The organism is Streptosporangium becharense, from assembly GCF_014204985.1.
Classification (GTDB): domain Bacteria; phylum Actinomycetota; class Actinomycetes; order Streptosporangiales; family Streptosporangiaceae; genus Streptosporangium; species Streptosporangium becharense.
Genome location: NZ_JACHMP010000001.1, coordinates 1,242,805 through 1,255,342, shown reverse-complemented (window position 1 = coordinate 1,255,342; position 12,538 = coordinate 1,242,805). Strand labels below are relative to the sequence as shown.

Here is a 12,538-nt window from a genome sequence, read left to right as displayed (position 1 = left end):
GATGTCCGGCCACTCCAAATGGGCGACGACGAAGCACAAGAAGGCGGCGCTCGACTCCAAGCGCGGCAAGCTGTTCGCCAAGCTCATCAAGAACATCGAGGTCGCGGCCAGGACGGGCGGCCCCGATCCGGACGGGAACCCGACGCTGTACGACGCCATCACCAAGGCGCGTAAGAGTTCCGTCCCGCTCGACAACATCGAGCGCGCCCGCAAGCGCGGCGGCGGCCTGGAGGCCGGCGGCGCCGACTGGCAGACCATCATGTACGAGGGGTACGCCCCCGGCGGCGTCGCGGTGCTGATCGAGTGTCTCACCGACAACCGCAACCGCGCGGCCTCCGAGGTCCGCGTCGCGCTGACCCGCAACGGCGGCTCGCTGGCAGACCCGGGCTCGGTCTCCTACATGTTCAACCGCAAGGGCGTGGTGATCGTCCCCAAGGGGACCCTGTCCGAGGACGACGTGCTGACCGCGGTCCTCGACGCGGGTGCCGAGGAGGTCAACGACCTGGGTGACCAGTTCGAGGTCGTCTCCGAGGCGTCCGACCTCGTCCCGGTCCGCAAGGCCCTGCAGGACGCCGGGATCGACTACGACTCGGCCGAGTCCAGCTTCCTGCCGACGCTGAACGTCCCCCTCGACGAGGACGGCGCCCGTAAGGTCTTCAAGCTGATCGACGCCCTGGAGGACAGCGACGACGTGCAGAACGTCTGGGCCAACTTCGACGTCTCCGACGACGTCATGGAGAAGCTCGACGCCTGATCGTCCGGGTGATGCCCGCCCCCTCGCCGGGGCGGGTGTCACGCGTTGGGGGACCGTTCACTGTTCTGTCGGGCTTCGGCATACTCTGCGAGGTTTGTCCATCGGGTCAGGGGCATATCACGCGGACGATGGGTAACCCTGATCTGATCTTCGTAGTCGCGGGCTGTGCCGCCCTGCTCGCCGCCGTGCTGCCCAGGCTGCTCAACCGGCGGCCCTTCTCACTGCCGCTCGCCTGCCTGCTCGGCGGGCTGCTGATCTACTTCCTGCCCCTGGACCTGCCCACCCCCGATCCGGTGGCCCACCGGGGCCTGGTCGAGCACGTCACCGAGATCTGCGTGCTGATCTCGCTCATGGGTGCGGGGCTCGCCATCAACCGGCCCTTCGGCCGGCGCGACTGGTCCTCCACCTGGCGCCTGCTGGGCCTGACGCTCCCGTTGACCGTCGCCGCCGTGGCCGCCGTGGCGTACGGGCTGCTCGGCTGGCCGCTGGCGGCCGCGCTCCTGCTGGGCGCTGTGCTCGCCCCCACCGACCCGGTGCTCGCCTCCGACGTGCAGGTCGGCGAGCCCGTCGACTCCGAGGAGGACGACGACGAGGTGCGCTTCACGCTCACCTCCGAGGCCGGCCTCAACGACGGCCTGGCCTTCCCGCTGGTGTACGGCGCCATCGCGCTGGCCCTGAGCGGGGGTGCCGGTTGGATCGGCGAGTGGGCGCTGGTCGACCTGCTCTACCGGTGCGCGGCCGGAGTGGTGTGCGGGCTGCTGATGGGCCGGCTGCTGGGCAGGATGTTCTTCCACGCCCGGCCCGCCAACCTGCGCCTGGCCGAGCACCGCGACGGCTTCGTGGCGCTGGCGGCGACGTTCCTGGCCTACGGCGTCACCGAGCTGGTGCACGGGTACGGGTTCATCGCGGTGTTCGTCACGGCGTGCAGCATCAGGGCCGCCGAGCGGACCCACGGTTACAACAACGTGCTCCACGGCTTCATCGAGCAGATCGAGCGGTTGTTCACCGCCTGGCTGATCGTCCTGCTCGGCGGGTTCATCGCGCTGGGCGGCCTGTCCGCCCTCACCTGGCGGGGGGTGGCGGCGGCCTTCCTGCTGCTCCTCGTCATCCGTCCGCTGACCGCGTGGTTGGCCGCACTGGGCGGCCCGGCCGGCCCCCGCGAGCGCATCGCCACGGCGTTCTTCGGCATCCGCGGCATCGGGTCGCTGTTCTACCTCGCCTACGCCCTCGGCCAGGCCGACTTCGGGGTGCCCGCCGAGGAGCTCTGGGCGGTGGTCGCCTTCACGGTCCTGGCCTCCCTCGTGGTGCACGGCATCTCGGCCTCGCCGGTGATGAACCGCCTGGACCGTCTGCGCGTCCGCGTCGGACGGGAACGGGACGAGGAGCCCGCGGCCCAGCATCTCTGACCGGGTGCGGCGGGCGGGCACCGGATAAGGATTCGCCCCGGCCGCGCGTCATCCCTATGTTGGGCGACTGTGCAGATACGTGAACTGACCGTGGACGACATCGACGCGGTGTACGACAATCGCCGGCGCGCCTTCGGGCCTCTGTCCGAGGGGGACGCCGAGACCTGGCGGGAACTGGTCCTCCCCGCCCTCGCCGCGGGGAGGTACCTCGGTGTCGTCGACGGTTCCCGGCTGGTCGCGACGAGCAGGATCAACGACCTCACCCAGTGGTGGCACGGCAGGCCGATCTCCATGGGCGGGGTCGCCTCGGTGACGGTCGCGCCCGAGGACCGCGGGCGCGGCGTCGGCCGGATGATCATGAGTGCCGTTCTCGACCGCTGCGCCGAGCTCGGCCACCCCGTCTCGGCGCTCTACCCGGCCACCACCCACCTCTACCGCTCCCTCGGCTGGGAGCACGCCGGCGCCATGCACCGGATCACCCTGCGGGCCGAGGCGCTGCGCACGATCAGGTCCACCGAGCGGGTCGAGGTCCGCAGGATGGGCCCCGGCGACGCGGCCGAGGTGATCGCCATCATCGGCCGGATCCACGGCGCCTCCCGGGCCTCCGGGCCCGTCTGCTGGGACGAGGAGGCCTGGCGCCTGTGGCTGGCCGACGAGAAGGACTTCCTCTACCTCGCCGACGACGGGTTCGTCGTCTACCGCTGGGACGACGGCGACATCGAGGTCGAAACGCTCATGGCCGGCTCCGAGGCCACCGCCCGGGCCCTGTGGTCGATGGTCGGATCCTCCTCCTCCATCGCCGAGTCGGTCCACGCCATCGTGGCCCCCGACGACCCGGTCCTCTGGCTGATCGGCGAACGCTCCAAGGAGCAGGTCAAGCAGACCCGCTGGATGCTCCGCGTCGTCGACCTGCCGGCCGCCGTCGCCGGGCGCGGCTTCCCCGCGGGCGTCGCCCTCGACGCCGTCGTCCGGGTCGACGACCCTCAGCGTCCCGGCAACTCCGGTCTCTGGCACCTGTCGGCCGCCGACGGCACCGGTGCCGCCAAGCCCGCCGAAGGGTACCCGGGGGACGTCCCCGTCCTCACCGCCGGCGGCCTGTCGGCCCTGTACGCCGGAGTCCCGGTGGCCACGCTGCGCCTGACCGGGCTCCTGTCCGGCCCGGCGGACGCCGACGAGGCCCTCGGCGCGGCCTTCCACGCCAGGCCGTACATGCTGGACTACTTCTGACCCGCCACGGGCGGGCCGATGCCGTGCGCCGCGTGCGCGCACGCGGTAGAGTCGGGCACCGAACAGATGTTCGGCGAGTGGAGGCGTGTCGGTGCGGGTGCCCGAGCTGCGGGTGATGGGGGTGGACCCCGGGCTGACCAGGTGCGGGCTCGGCGCCGTCGAAGGGCGGCCCGGGGCCCCCTTGCGGCTGGTCAAGGTCGGGGTGGTGCGCACTCCCGCCGACGACGCGATCGGGGCCAGGCTGGTGGCGATCGAGGCCGGCATCGAGCGCTGGCTCGACGAGGTCGAGCCCGACGCGGTGGCCGTGGAGCGGGTCTTCGCCCAGCACAACCTCCGGACGGTCATGGGCACCGCGCAGGCCTCGGCCGTGGCGATCCTGTGCGCCTCCCGCCGGGGCCTGCCGGTCGCGCTGCACACGCCGTCGGAGGTCAAGGCCGCGATCACCGGCAGTGGCACGGCCGACAAGCAGCAGGTCGGCACGATGGTGACCCGCCTGCTCCGGCTGGACGCCATGCCCAAGCCCGCCGACGCGGCCGACGCGCTCGCCCTGGCGATCTGCCACGTGTGGCGGGGCGGTGCCCAGAACCGGCTGGCCGAGGCCGCCGCCGAGGCCGCGGCCAGGGCGGGGGGCGGCACCGGCACGACCGCGGCGGCCTACTTCCGCGGGCGGGGCAGGGCCGCCGGATATTCGAGAGGAACCACGAATTGATCGCCTCGGTGCGAGGACAGGTGACCGCGGTCGCACCCGACGGCGCGGTCGTCGAGGTGGGCGGGGTGGGTGTGCTCGTGCACTGCACGCCGGGCACGCTGGCCACGCTCAGGGTGGGGGAGGAGGCCAGGCTGGCCACCTCCCTCGTGGTCCGCGAGGAGTCACTGACGCTGTACGGCTTCGCCACCGACGACGAGCGCGCGATCTTCGAGATGCTCCAGACGGCCAGCGGGGTCGGCCCCAAGGTCGCCCTGGCGATGCTCGCGGTGCACACGCCCAACGCCCTCCGGGTGGCCGTGGCCGCCGCCGACGTCAAGGCCCTGACCAGGGTGCCCGGGGTCGGGCCGAAGGGCGCCCAGCGCATCATCGTCGATCTCAAGGACAAGCTCGGCACACCCGAGGAGGCCGTCAGCGCCGCGCTCAACGGCCGTCCGGCCGTCCCCGCCTGGCGTGACCAGGTCCACTCCGGGCTGGTCGGCCTGGGCTACTCGGCGAAGGACGCCGACGAGGCGGTCGCCGCCGTCGCCCCGCAGGCCGACGCCGCGGTGGCCGAAGGCCGTGTCCCGCAGGTGGCCACGCTGCTCAAGGCGGCCCTGCGCGTGTTGAGCGTCCGTTGACCGGCTCCGTCGCGCGGGTGCGCGAAGACGCCGCGCCGCCCCGCCGTACGGTGTACCGGAAGGCGTGCGGGGAGACCCGCCGGGTGCGGTCCCTGCGCACGAGGGGAGGTGGACGGGTGTGAGCGAGCGCGATCTGGTGTCGCCGGACGCCGACGGCGACGAGAAGTCGATCGAGGCCGCGCTGCGGCCCCGGCGGCTGGAGGAGTTCATCGGCCAGGCCCGGGTGCGCGAGCAGCTCTCGCTGGTGCTGCAGAGCGCGCTGCGGCGTAACCGCCCGCCCGACCACGTGCTGATGAGCGGCGGCCCCGGGCTGGGCAAGACCACCCTCTCCATGATCATCGCAACCGAGCTGTCCGCGCCGATCCGGATCACCTCGGGTCCCGCGCTGGAGCGGGCGGGCGACCTGGCGGCGATCCTGTCGACGCTGTCGGAGGGCGAGGTCCTGTTCATCGACGAGATCCACCGGATGTCCAGACCCGCCGAGGAGATGCTCTACCTCGCGATGGAGGACTTCCGCGTCGACATCGTGGTGGGCAAGGGGCCGGGGGCGACCGCGATCCCGCTGGAGATCGCGCCGTTCACCCTCGTCGGGGCCACCACCCGGGCGGGCATGCTCCCCGCGCCGCTGCGTGACCGGTTCGGCTTCGTCGCGCACATGGACTTCTACACGGTCGGCGAGCTGGAGCAGGTGCTCCAGCGCTCCGCGCGCCTGCTGGGCGTCGCGCTCCCCGACGACGCCGCCCGCGAGATCGCCGGTCGCTCACGTGGCACGCCCCGCATCGCCAACCGGCTGCTGCGCCGGGTCCGCGACTTCGCCGAGGTGCGCGCGGACGGGATCGTCACCCGCGACATCGCCTCGGCCGCGCTCAACCTCTACGAGGTGGACGCCGAAGGGCTCGACCGGCTCGACCGCGCGGTCCTCGGGGCCCTGCTGCGCAAGTTCGGCGGCGGTCCCGTCGGGCTGTCGACGCTGGCGGTCGCCGTGGGCGAGGAACCGGAGACGGTCGAGGTGGTCGCCGAGCCGTTCCTGGTGCGGCAGGGCCTGCTGGCCCGCACCCCGCGCGGCCGGGTCGCCACCGCCGCGGCCTGGACGCACCTCGGCCTGACCCCGCCGCCGGACGCCTTCGGCGCCTCGTTCATGATCGATCTTGAGGATGACGGCGGGCAGGTCTAACGTTGGGATTCAGTGGGGAAGCCGTACAGAGTTGATCACAGATGAGTGACAACGGTATCGAAACGGGAACTTCCCCGTGCGCCGAATCGTGACCTCGTTGCCGCGCTTCTAACAGCTCGCCTAAACTCCGTGGCTTGGCTGGCTGTGTAGGCTGACGTGCTGAGCGGCGTGGCCCGTATACGACGTCCGGCGACGGCCGGTCATTCTCAAGAGAGGGAGCGGTCCAGTGGGCGGCAACTATTCGAGCCTCATCATGATCGCCCTTATGGTCGTGGTGTTCTATTTCCTGCTCATCCGGCCGCAGCGCAAGCGGCAGCAGGAGCAGATCCAGATGCAGAACAGCATCACGCCGGGCACCCGCGTCATGACCACGACGGGTCTCTTCGCGACGGTCGTGGCCATCGACGCCGACGACGTGATCCTGGAGGTCGCACCCGGCGTGGAGACCCGCTGGGTCAAGGCGGCCATCGGCCGCGTCGTGACCCCCGTCCCCGACGCGGAGGACGCTCCCGAGGCGTCCGACGACGTGGTGAAGACCGTCGAGCAGGGCGACGACCACGACTCGACGACCAGAAAGCCGTGATCAGGTTCACCACCGATCCCCTATAACCGAAAGAATCGACGACCAGTGGCCCGACCGACCAGCGGCCAGAGCAAACCGGGGCGCATGCTCCTGGTGCTTCTGGCGATCATTCTCGCCATGGGCGGGGCGATGTTCCTGAACAGGGCACTCACCCCCGAATATGGCCTCGACCTCGCCGGCGGCACGACCGTGACGCTGCAGCCCATCACGCCGAACGGGAGCGCTCCCTCGGAGGAGAGCCTCGACCTGGCGGTGAACATCATCCGCGACCGGGTGAACGGCAGCGGCATCTCCGACGCCGAGGTCGCCAAGGCCGGCGACAACATCGTCATCTCCGTCCCCGGGGTGGGCCAGGAGGAAGTCGTCAAGCTGGTCGGCACCACCGCGGAGCTGCGTTTCCGCCAGGTGCTGGCGATCGGGCCCGGGACCCCCACGCCCCCGGGCGAGCTGTCCACCCAGGCGCCGACCCCGACCCCCGCCGCGTCTCCCACCGCCTCCCCCACCTCGTCCGGCCGCCAGAAGGCCAAGGCGACCCCCACGCCGACCCGGCCCGCCCAGACCGCGGCGCCCGGCCCGAGCGGCTCGCCCGCCGGCCGGGCCCTGTCGTCGGCGCTCACCAACCCCAGCCCGGCCCCCTCGGCGACGCGGGGCGCCGACGCCTCTCCCTCTGCGAAGCCGCGCCGCAACACCCCCACGCCGACCGCGACGCCGAAGGCGACCGCCACCCCGGACGCCGGGGCCACCCCGGCGCCCGACCAGGCGGCCGAGAACGACCCGCTGGCCGGCGTCGACACCACCGGCATCGATCCGGCGGCCCTCGAGCGCTTCAAGACGCTCGACTGCGCCAAGGAGAACGGCCAGGGCGCCCAGGACGACCCGAACAAGCAGTACGTCGGGTGCGGTTTCGACGACCTGAACGACAACGACCCCAAGAACGACGTCTATGTCAAGTACATCCTGGACAAGGCGGCCCTGACCGGCACCACCATCGACAGTGCGAGCTCCGGCGTCGAGCCGAACACCGGCGCGTGGGTCGTGCAGCTCTCCTTCAAGGGCCAGGGCCCCGACCAGTGGTCGAAGCTCACCACCACCGCCTTCAACTCGCAGGCCCCGCGCAACCAGGTCGCCGTGGTCCTCGACGGCGTGGTCATCTCCGCGCCGGCCATCCAGGAGCCCATCACCGGCGGCCGTGCGCAGATCACCGGCGGCTTCACCCAGCCGGAGGCCGACGAGCTGGCCAACCAGCTGAAGTACGGCGCGCTGCCGCTGAAGTTCGAGAAGAGCTCCATCGACGAGGTCTCCTCCACCCTCGGCGCCGACCAGCTCCGCGGCGGCCTCATCGCCGGCGGGATCGGCCTGCTGCTGGTGCTCGTCTACTCGATGCTCTACTACCGGGGTCTGGGCGTGGTGTCGGTGCTGAGCCTCGTGGTGGCCACGGTCCTGACCTACCAGTCCGTGGTGCTGCTCGGCGAGTTCGCGAACTTCCGCCTGTCGCTGCCGCACATCATCGGTCTGATCGTCTCGATCGGCATCACCGCCGACTCGTTCATCGTCTACTTCGAACGCATCCGTGACGAGATGAAGGAGGGCCGCCGCTCGCTGCGCGCGGCCGTCGAGGTCGCCTGGGTCCGTGCCCGGCGCACCATCCTCATCGCCGACGCGGTCATGTTCATCGCCGCCGTGGTGCTGTACTTCCTGGCGGTCGGCGGCGTGGCCGGGTTCGCGTTCGCGATGGGCCTGACGACCCTCATCGACATCGTGGTGGTGTTCATGTTCACCAAGCCGTTCGTCGCGCTGCTGGCCAGGCTGAGGTTCTTCGCCAAGGGCCACAAGCTCTCCGGTCTCGACGCCGAGCGCATGAGCGAGACCACCGTCGCCCCCAAGACCGCTCCGCAGGAGGCCTGATGTCCGGCATCGCGAGCCGGCTGTACCGGGGCGAGGTCAACGTCGACTTCGTCGGCCGCAGGAAGCTCTGGTACGGCCTCTCCGCCTTCCTGTTGCTCATCTCCATCGCGGGTCTGGTCGTGAACGGCCTCAACCTGGGCGTGGAGTTCAAGGGCGGTTCGGTCTTCTCCTTCAAGCCCGCCCAGACCGTGAGCATCGAGAAGGTGCGCGGCACCTTCGTCGACGCCGGCGTGCACCAGGTGATCGTGCAGGAGACCAACAACGGCTGGCGGGTCACCACCGAGAGCCTTCCCGCCGAGAAGGTCACCGAGGTGCAGAACGCGGCCGCCAAGGGCTTCGGCCTGCGGCAGAACGACGTCACCCTCCAGGTGATCGGAGCCTCGTGGGGCGGCCAGGTCGCCGACAAGGCCATCCAGGGCCTGATCGTCTTCATGCTGGCGATCATCCTGTACCTGACGATGGCCTTCGAGTGGAAGATGGCGCTGGCCGCGGTCGTGGCCCTCGTCCACGACCTGGTCATCACCGCCGGCGTCTACGCCTGGTCCGGCTTCGAGGTCACCCCGGCCACGCTGCTGGGCTTCCTGACGATCCTCGGCTACTCGCTGTACGACGCCGTCGTCGTCTTCGACATGATCAAGGAGGTCACCGCCAAGCTCGGCACGACCTCCAAGGTGACCTACACCCAGGCCGCCAACGACGCCCTGAACCACACGCTGATCCGGTCGCTGAACACCACCCTGGTGGCGATCCTGCCGGTCGCGGCGATCCTGTTCATCGGCACCACGCTGTTCGGCGCCGGAACGCTGAAGGACCTGTCGCTGTCGCTGTTCGTCGGAATGATCGTCGGCACCTACTCCTCGCTGTGCGTCGCGACGCCGCTGCTGGTCACGCTGAAGGAGCGCGAGCCGCGCTACCAGGCGATCGCCCGCAGGCTCGCCGCCACCGGCGGAGCGGGCTCCGGGGTCAAGGCCGCGCGTCAACCGGTGGGAGCGACCGCCGGCGGCACCCCGGCCGGTGACGAGAAGCGCAAGAAGAAGTAGGCAAGTCTGACCCGCCTCCGCTCCCGCCGGGAGCGGAGGCTTTTTCGTAAAGGGGAGTGACCATGACCGACCTGACCAGCCTGATCCTCGACCGGATCCGCGACGTGCCCGACTACCCCCAGCCGGGAGTGCTCTTCAAGGACATCACCCCGCTGCTCGCCGACCCGGTGGCGTTCGCCGCGGTGGTCGACGCCCTCGCCGGGACGTACCGGGTCGACAAGATCGTCGGCATCGAGGCCCGGGGGTTCATCCTGGCCGCTCCGGTCGCCCACCGGGCGGGCGCGGGCTTCGTCCCGGTGCGGAAGAAAGGCAAACTGCCCTCCGAGACGCTTGAGGCGTCCTACGATCTGGAGTACGGCTCCGCCACCATCGAGGTTCACCGGGACGCCTTCCACCCCGGTGAGCGTGTCCTCATCGTCGACGACGTGCTCGCCACCGGAGGCACGGCGCAGGCGGCGGTGGAGCTGGTCCGCAGGGCGGGGGCCGATGTCGTCGCCATCGCCGTGCTCATGGAACTCGGCTTCCTCAAGGGCCGCGACCGCCTGGTCGACGTCGAGGTGCACTCCCTCGTCGTCGTCTGATCGGCCCTGCGGACGAATACACCCAAGCCGGTCTGGATACACTGAGGGATCTGGACTCGAACATGAGGAGTCTGCGTGCCCCGTGATGTGGTCGTCCCCGACGTGACCGCCGGCGGTGGCGGCCCCGAGACGGCCGCGCCGGCAGGCGATGCCGGTTCCGCCGTGTCCGGAGCCACCGAAGAGAAGCCGGCGGTCAGGCGCAGGCTCGCACGCTTTGGGGGGCAATGGAGTGGCACCATGAATCCCGTGCTGGAGCCGCTCTTCCGTACGGTCCGTGCGACCCACCCGAAGGCGGACCTGCGGCTCATCGAGCGCGCCTACGACGTGGCGGCCTACCACCACCGCGACCAGAAGCGCAAGAGCGGTGATCCGTACATCACCCACCCGCTGGCGGTGGCGACCATCCTGGCCGAGCTCGGCACCGACGACGAGACCCTCTGCGCCGCGCTGCTGCACGACACCGTCGAGGACACCGCGTACGGGCTGGACGAGCTGCGCGCCGACTTCGGCGACAACATCGCCCTGCTGGTCGACGGCGTCACCAAGCTCGACAAGGTCAAGTTCGGCGCCGCGGCCGAGGCCGAGACCGTGCGCAAGATGGTCGTGGCCATGTCCCGCGACATCCGGGTGCTGGTGATCAAGCTCGCCGACCGGCTGCACAACATGCGCACCATGCGCTACCTGCCCGAGCACAAGCGGCACCAGAAGTCCCGTGAGACGCTGGAGATCTTCGCGCCGCTCGCGCACCGGCTGGGCATGAACACCATCAAGTGGGAGCTGGAGGACCTCGCGTTCGCCATGCTCTACCCCAAGCGGTACGACGAGATCGCCCGGATGGTCTCCGAGCGGGCCCCGCGCCGGGACCTGTTCCTGCAGGAGGTCATCGAGAAGGTCTCCGGCGACCTGCGTGAGGCCAAGATCCGCGCGGCCGTCAAGGGCCGCCCCAAGCACTACTACTCCGTCTACCAGAAGATGATCGCCAGGGACGTCGCCTTCGACGACATCTACGACCTGGTCGGCATCCGGGTCCTGGTCGACACGGTCCGCGACTGCTACGCGGCCCTCGGAACGATACACGCGCGATGGAACCCGGTTCCCGGCCGGTTCAAGGACTACATCGCGATGCCCAAGTTCAACATGTACCAGTCGCTGCACACCACGGTCATCGGCCCCGAGGGCAAGCCCGTGGAACTGCAGATCCGCACCCACGCCATGCACCACCGGGCCGAGTACGGGGTGGCGGCGCACTGGAAGTACAAGGAGGAGATGGCCGGCGCGGGCTCACCGGGGTCGAAGCTGAAGCCCGCCGGTGACATGGCGTGGCTGCGGCAGCTCCTCGACTGGCAGAAGGAGACCGCCGACCCGGGCGAGTTCCTGGAGTCGCTCCGGTTCGACCTGTCGGTCTCGGAGGTCTACGTCTTCACGCCCAGGGGGCAGGTCATCGCGTTGCCGGAGGGTGCCACGCCCGTCGACTTCGCCTACGCCGTGCACACCGAGGTGGGCCACCGGTGCATCGGCGCCCGGGTCAACAGCCGCCTGGTGCCGCTGGAGTCGCGGCTGAGCAACGGCGACACCGTGGAGATCTTCACCTCCAAGTCGCCCGACGCGGGGCCGTCACGTGACTGGCTGAAGTTCGTCAAGTCCGGCCGGGCCCGCAACAAGATCCGCCAGTGGTTCTCCAAGGAACGCCGGGAGACCGCGATCGAGGCCGGCAAGGAGGCGATCGGCCGGGCCATGCGCAAGCAGGGCCTGCCGCTGCAACGCCTGATGTCCGGCGAGTCCCTCCTGGTCCTGGCCAGGGACCTGCGCTACGCCGACGTCTCGGCTCTCTACGCGGCCGTCGGCGAGGGCCATATCGCCGCGCAGGCGGTGGTGCAGAAGCTGCTCACCTCCATCGGAGGGGTGGAGGGCGCCGAGGAGGACATCGCCGAGACCTCCGTGCCGACCAAGCTGCGCGGGCGCCCGCGCGGCAGCGGCGGTGCCGGCGTGGTGGTCGCGGGAGACTCCGACGTCTGGGTGCGTCTGTCGCGCTGCTGCACGCCCGTCCCCGGTGACGAGATCATCGGCTTCGTGACCCGAGGACACGGGGTGTCGGTGCACCGCACCAACTGCCCCAACATCGAGCAGCTCAGGTCCGAGCCCGACCGCCTGGTCGAGGTCTCCTGGTCGGCCGCCGACGACTCGGTGTTCCTGGTCGCCCTGCAGGTCGAGGCCCTCGACCGGCCACGCCTGCTGTCCGACGTCACCCGGACCCTGTCGGACCAGCACGTGAACATCCTGTCGGCGTCGGTGACGACGTCCAGGGACCGGGTGGCCATCAGCAGGTTCACCTTCGAGATGGGCGACCCGAAGCACCTGGGCCACGTGCTGAAGGCCGTCCGCAACATCCAGGGCGTCTACGACGTCTACCGGGTCAGCGGCGCCGGTTCCTGAGGCCCGGCCCGCGCGTCGCCGCGTGGCGTCCCGTTCCTCCGGGATCACCCGGTCGCCGCGTCGTGACGCACGGGGCCGCGGGAGGCGCTCCGAGCGGAAGCGCCCCCCG

General features: G+C 70.6%; 11 protein-coding genes. All 11 read left to right on the top strand.

All coding sequences use genetic code 11. From position 1 onward, the window contains the following. Window position 1 precedes the first annotated feature (1 nt). The 11 genes from F4562_RS05465 to F4562_RS05415 all read left to right on the top strand — a co-directional run bounded on the left by F4562_RS05465 (window position 2) and on the right by F4562_RS05415 (window position 12,429). Window positions 2-754, top strand: coding sequence for a YebC/PmpR family DNA-binding transcriptional regulator (locus tag F4562_RS05465; RefSeq protein ID WP_184547794.1), 753 nt, complete (start codon window positions 2-4; stop codon window positions 752-754). Window positions 755-882: 128 nt separating this feature from the next. Next, window positions 883-2,160, top strand: a complete 1,278-nt coding sequence (locus tag F4562_RS05460; protein ID WP_184547792.1) for a cation:proton antiporter — start codon at window positions 883-885, stop codon at window positions 2,158-2,160. Window positions 2,161-2,229: 69 nt separating this feature from the next. Then, window positions 2,230-3,387, top strand: coding sequence for a GNAT family N-acetyltransferase (locus F4562_RS05455; protein ID WP_184547790.1), 1,158 nt, complete (start codon window positions 2,230-2,232; stop codon window positions 3,385-3,387). 106 nt (window positions 3,388-3,493) lie between these two features. Next, on the top strand, window positions 3,494-4,096 hold the full coding sequence (gene ruvC / locus F4562_RS05450; RefSeq protein WP_246473786.1) for a crossover junction endodeoxyribonuclease RuvC: 603 nt from the start codon (window positions 3,494-3,496) through the stop codon (window positions 4,094-4,096). Next, window positions 4,093-4,713, top strand: a complete 621-nt coding sequence (gene ruvA, locus F4562_RS05445; RefSeq protein ID WP_184547786.1) for a Holliday junction branch migration protein RuvA — start codon at window positions 4,093-4,095, stop codon at window positions 4,711-4,713. The genes ruvC and ruvA overlap by 4 nt, the downstream gene beginning before the upstream one ends. Window positions 4,714-4,831: 118 nt before the next feature. Beyond that, entirely contained in the window at window positions 4,832-5,887 is a 1,056-nt protein-coding gene (ruvB, locus tag F4562_RS05440) for a Holliday junction branch migration DNA helicase RuvB (protein ID WP_184547784.1), read from the top strand. Window positions 5,888-6,113: 226 nt separating this feature from the next. Next, entirely contained in the window at window positions 6,114-6,470 is a 357-nt protein-coding gene (yajC, locus tag F4562_RS05435) for a preprotein translocase subunit YajC (protein WP_311734271.1), read from the top strand. An 84-nt stretch (window positions 6,471-6,554) separates the two neighbouring features. After that, window positions 6,555-8,375, top strand: coding sequence for a protein translocase subunit SecD (secD, locus tag F4562_RS05430; RefSeq protein ID WP_184547782.1), 1,821 nt, complete (start codon window positions 6,555-6,557; stop codon window positions 8,373-8,375). Beyond that, a complete protein-coding gene (gene secF, locus F4562_RS05425) occupies window positions 8,375-9,415 on the top strand; it encodes a protein translocase subunit SecF (protein WP_184547780.1) in 1,041 nt (346 codons plus the stop codon). The genes secD and secF overlap by 1 nt, the downstream gene beginning before the upstream one ends. Before the next feature lie 62 nt (window positions 9,416-9,477). Next, entirely contained in the window at window positions 9,478-9,996 is a 519-nt protein-coding gene (locus F4562_RS05420; RefSeq protein ID WP_184547778.1) for an adenine phosphoribosyltransferase, read from the top strand. A gap of 237 nt (window positions 9,997-10,233) precedes the next feature. Continuing rightward, window positions 10,234-12,429, top strand: coding sequence for a RelA/SpoT family protein (locus F4562_RS05415; protein WP_184547776.1), 2,196 nt, complete (start codon window positions 10,234-10,236; stop codon window positions 12,427-12,429). Window positions 12,430-12,538 lie beyond the last annotated feature (109 nt).